Below are 4,755 nucleotides of genomic sequence, written 5' to 3'. Positions count from 1 at the left end.
AAGTGACGCTGATCGCGGTCGGTCCGCTGACGAATCTCGCGCTCGCACTCGAAGCCGATCCGGAGATTGCAACGCTCGTGAAGCAGGTCGTGATCATGGGCGGCGCATTTGGAACGGCGGGCGTGCTGGGCAATATCGAACTCGGCGAACCCGGCGATACATTGCTGGACGAGCGTTCGGCGCATCGATTCATTATCGATACCATACGGGCCCAGCCCGGTGAAGTGACGCTGATCGCGGTCGGTCCGCTGACGAATCTCGCGCTCGCACTCGAAGCCGATCCGGAGATTGCAACGCTCGTGAAGCAGGTCGTGATCATGGGCGGCGCATTTGGAACGGCGGGCGTGCTCGGCAATGTGTCGCCGGCGGCCGAAGCCAACATCATGTGCGATCCCGATGCCGCCGATATCGTGCTCGGCGCGCCCTGGCCCGTGACCGTGGTTGGCCTGGACGTGACGCAGGAGACCATCATGCCCAACGATTGGCTCGCCGGATTTGTCGACCAGGGCGATGCCGGCCGTTTCGTGTGGGACGTCTCGCGTCACTATGCGCAATTCCACAAGGACAGCGCAGGACTCGAAGGGATATACGTCCACGATTCGTCTGCGGTGGCGTACGTGCTCGCGCCCCACCTCTACACCGTGCGCAATGGTCCCGTACGGGTAGTGACAAGCGGCATCGCAATCGGCGAAACAATCCAGAAACCGACGACCATGAAGGCGCCTGCGCCGGACTGGGATGATCGTCCGGCGCAATCCGTGTGCATCGGCGTGGATGCCGCCGGCATGCTCGACCTGTACAAAAAAACTTTCTTCAAAGCGCTTTAATGGCTCAGTTGCGCGCCGAACCACGCGCGCAATGCTTCCACTTCTTCGGCACAGACCGAGTGCGGCATCGGATATTGATGCCACTCGATCTTGCAGCCGTGGGACAGCGCGAAGTCGCGTCCCTGCACGGCCAGTTCCAGCGGAAGAACCGGGTCCTGCGTGCCGTGCGCAGCAAAGATCGGCGTCTCGCGGTTTGCTTCGCTAAAGGCGGCATCGATCAGACCCGGCGACGGTACATAACCCGACAAAACGATCAGGCCGGCAAGCTTCTCAGGATGTGTCAGGCCCGCTGTATAAGTCATCGCGCCGCCTTGCGAGAAGCCTGCAAGGAAGATCTTCGATGTCGGGATGCCCCGTTCGTTTTCCCGTGCGATCAGATCGCGAATGCGGTCGCAGGAGGCCTTGAGACCGGCTTCATCGACGCGGCGGTTCACGCCATCGAACGAAAGAATGTCATACCACGCGCGCATCACGTAGCCGTTGTTGCCCGTCACCGGCATTTCGAGCGCGTTGGGAAACACGAAGCGCACGGCAGGCAGATCGCCCAGGCGCAACTCCGGCACGAGCGGGATGAAGTCGTTGGCATCGGCGCCCAGGCCGTGCATGAGGATCACGGCGAACTCGGGATTCGGCGCGGTTTCCACGTCGATGGTGGACAACAAGTCGGTCATGAACTGGACTCCGGTGTGGATGACTTCAAATGATGGGAACAAGAATAAGGATGATGCCGAACAGCGAAACGACCCAGATGAGCGAGCGCAGGAACGGAATTCCCGCTGCATATACGGGCACGTACACGACCCGCGCAATGATGTAGAGCCACGCGCCCGTGAGCGTCAACGGGCCTTCGCGGCCAACCATATGCGTAATCAGGATGGCGATGGCGAAAACAGGCAGCGTCTCGAACAGATTGGCTTGCGCGCGCATGAGTCTGCCGGTCAACTTGCCGGGCGGCGCTGCCGGCTTGTCGCGAGCACTGGCGTTATAGCCAAGACCGGTCTCGCGGCTGCGCAATACCGATGGCAGCAACACCTGGATCAGCGCAAGCACCAGCGCCCAGGCGAGGATATGGAGTTCTGTCGTCATGGTGGCTCTTTAGGTTGAAGTGCGGGCAAAACCGGATTCATCATGCCATCATTGACGCATCTGCAGACACGCGAAAATCTACTCATGCAAACCCTTCCTGCGCGTCTCGTCCCGGGCGACGACCTGCGCAACACGCTCGAATCCCTCGCACGAAACAAGGCGCTGGGCGCGGCGTTCGTGATTCAGGGTGTTGGCAGCCTGAGCGTGGCGAACCTGCGTTATGCCGGTATCGATCAACCCGCGCTCCTCGACTGCGACCTCGAAATCCTGACGTTGGCCGGTTCACTTGGTCCCGATGGCGCGCACCTCCACATGTCCGTTTCGGATTCCGCAGGCCGTGTGTACGGCGGCCATGTATCGGCGGGATGCATTGTCAGGACCACGGCAGAAATCCTGCTCGTCAGCCTCGACGGTTTCCGCTTTTCACGCGAGTTCGATTCCGGCACGGGTTTCCCGGAACTCTCGATATATCCTCAACCCTGACGGGTGCGCCAGTACCGGCGCATGAGTTCGATGCTGACGATACACGCCACCAGCCACGCCGTACCCGAGGCGAAACCGGCCAATACATCGCTCGCGAAATGCACGCGCAGGAACACGCGGCTGCTCGCGGTCGTGACGGCAATCACCGTTGCCACGATGGCGGCCGGCAAACGCCAACGTGCGGGCATGACGCTCACCAGCACATAAGCGACCATGCCGTAGGTCACCAGCGATCCCGATGCATGCCCGCTGGGAAAACTCCAGCCATCGGCAGTGGCGATCTCCCGGTCGTGCACCGGCCGCACGCGTTCGAAGATGCGTTTGAGCGTGGTGTTCAGGACACCGTTGCCGGCGATCGCGATCACAAACCCGATCGCGATCGCAACCTTGCCGCGCAGCGCCAGCAAAGCCGCGCCCAGCACGCACCAGAGCGCGAGCAGCCACGGATCGCCAAGATGCGTAACGCGTGCAAAGATCCGGATCACGCTGATCGGAACACCTTGGGCGATGCCATCGGCGAAAGCCTGGTCTGCGTAACCGAGTGTCTCACCGTCGCCAATTTCGTCGGCAATGCCGGCAAAGAGCGCAGCCGCCCCGACGATGATCGCAAAGCTCACTACAAGATGGAGCACGAGCAAGACGCGCGGCGACAACCCGCCCTGTTCACGCGGCAAACCGTAGCGCTGCACGAGCCGCCATGCGCCGAGCACCGCAATGATTGCGACCAGGAGCATCACGCCGTACACCGCGAGCGCATGCTCGCCCGCAACATGCGCCGCATGAATCAACTCGGCGTATCTCGGATCTGGCTGACTCATGAAAGCGTGGCGAGAGAATCGTCGAGCGTTTCTGTGCTGAAATCGAGTTCGTGCCGCGTGACCGGTTCAAACGATACACGCTCGCTATTGAAGTCCCATCGCTCGATGACGGCGCGCCGTTCGCCTGCAGCCGATACATCGTGGTATTCAATAAGATTCACCGAATTCGGCACCGCTCCGCGAACGCGCGAAGACAGCGATGTCCCCGCCTGCACCGCCCACATGCGCCGCGGCAGATCCTTGTAGGCGGCATGCAAAGGCAGCACGTATGGCAAATGAATATGTCCGCCCAAGATCAGATCGGCACCCGCCTTAGCCCAACGCTGAACCGCATGCGGGCGGCCGTGCAACAGGTTATGCACGTCGTTCGCACGCGCGGCGAGAACCGGCTGATGCGTGACGACCACGCGCAGTTGCCCGGGCGCCGCGCGCTCGAGCAACCGCGCCACACGCTCGGCTTGTTGCACTGAAACTTCGCCATCCTTATGACGGTAAGGACGCGTCGTGTTCACGCCGATCACGAGCAGCGCATCCGATTCGTACACGGGTTCGAGATCATGCCCGAACACCCGCCGATGATTTGCATACGGATGCATCGCGCGGGCGAAAACGTTATAGAGCGGAATGTCGTGATTGCCGGGCACGATCACGAACGGTGTGGCGCCGAATTGATCGACGAAAGCGCGAGCCGCGCTGAACTGCGCACGCCGTGCTCGCTGCGTGATGTCACCGGACATGACCACGAGATCCGGGCGATGGGTGTCGGCGAGACGCAGCAATGCGTCCACGACCGGCGGTTGTTCAGTGCCGAAGTGAGGATCAGAAATTTGCAACAGCAGGGTCATGAGCGATTGGCGTTGGCGACATCGGCCTCGGGTTTCAGCAAATACAGCGGCTCCGGGGCGATGCGGAAATCGAGCGGCATGTTCATCCAGGTCACTTCGCCATCGGTTGCGATCTTCACGAGACGGCGGCGCTTCGACGGATGCGTCACCGTGATGTGCCTGAACGCAAAGCTGACAACGTTATCGGCGTCGCTCATCCTGCCCGTCGCGCCGCGCAGCGTGATTCCAATTTGCGCAAGCCGCCCGACGGCGCGCGGTGCAATAGCGGCGAGCAACCCGCGTTCCAGCAGCGGCGCTTCGGCCATGCCGATTTGTTCGAGCTGCAGGCGATTGTTGCCGACAAATAGTGTCGAAGTCCGGATTTCCTGCATTGTGCCATCGTGCTCTATGTGCAGACGCAAATGCCGATGCCGGCGCAACAGGGTGACGGCTGCCGACCAAAGCGCGATCAGACGGCTTCGCCCGAACTGCTGCTTGTACAACTCACGATCCTCCAGCAATTTCGGATAGAGACCAAGACTCGCATTGACCAGGAACATGCGGTCGTTGACGAAACCGACCTGCACCGGATGCGCCCGTGCACTGAGCAGCAACGGAATGGATTCGGCGGGATCGGACGGAACGCCGTGCTGGGCAGCGGCTGTCCCTTCGCCGTCTTGCCGCGCGGCACCTTCAACTACTTCAGCCGCGACCACA

Annotated in this window: 7 protein-coding genes; 2 read left to right on the top strand and 5 right to left on the bottom strand. The window is 61.5% G+C overall.

The window, feature by feature from the left end; translation table 11 throughout:
* Positions 1-827: nucleoside hydrolase (locus tag ACRXB1_RS30830; protein WP_449494201.1), on the top strand; the 827-nt coding region annotated here is incomplete at its 5' end.
* Here ACRXB1_RS30830 and ACRXB1_RS30825 read toward each other — a convergent pair.
* Together ACRXB1_RS30825 and ACRXB1_RS30820 are read right to left on the bottom strand one after the other, a co-directional pair.
* Entirely contained in the window at positions 824-1,498 is a 675-nt protein-coding gene (locus ACRXB1_RS30825) for an alpha/beta hydrolase (protein WP_062172361.1), read from the bottom strand. The genes ACRXB1_RS30830 and ACRXB1_RS30825 overlap by 4 nt on opposite strands.
* Positions 1,499-1,523: 25 nt before the next feature.
* Entirely contained in the window at positions 1,524-1,913 is a 390-nt protein-coding gene (locus ACRXB1_RS30820) for an MAPEG family protein (protein ID WP_062172360.1), read from the bottom strand.
* Between the two features lie 84 nt (positions 1,914-1,997).
* Here ACRXB1_RS30820 and ACRXB1_RS30815 point away from each other — a divergent pair, with 84 nt between their 5' ends.
* A complete protein-coding gene (locus ACRXB1_RS30815; RefSeq protein ID WP_449494200.1) occupies positions 1,998-2,396 on the top strand; it encodes a PPC domain-containing DNA-binding protein in 399 nt (132 codons plus the stop codon).
* Here ACRXB1_RS30815 and ACRXB1_RS30810 read toward each other — a convergent pair.
* The 3 genes from ACRXB1_RS30810 to ACRXB1_RS30800 form a co-directional block, all read right to left on the bottom strand.
* Entirely contained in the window at positions 2,387-3,214 is an 828-nt protein-coding gene (locus ACRXB1_RS30810) for a phosphatase PAP2 family protein (RefSeq protein ID WP_449494199.1), read from the bottom strand. The two genes, ACRXB1_RS30815 and ACRXB1_RS30810, sit on opposite strands and share 10 nt — an antisense overlap.
* Positions 3,211-4,059: a metallophosphoesterase family protein gene (locus ACRXB1_RS30805; protein WP_449494198.1), complete on the bottom strand. Its 849-nt coding sequence runs from the start codon at positions 4,057-4,059 to the stop codon at positions 3,211-3,213. Before ACRXB1_RS30805 ends, ACRXB1_RS30810 begins: the two co-directional genes overlap by 4 nt.
* A partial coding sequence (locus ACRXB1_RS30800) for a diacylglycerol/lipid kinase family protein (RefSeq protein ID WP_449494197.1) occupies positions 4,056-4,755 on the bottom strand: 700 nt, incomplete at its 5' end. The genes ACRXB1_RS30800 and ACRXB1_RS30805, both read right to left, overlap by 4 nt.

The organism is Caballeronia sp. M23-90 (assembly GCF_053574605.1).
Note: the sequence above shows the minus strand (reverse complement) of the source record. Positions and strands in the feature narration are given on the sequence as shown.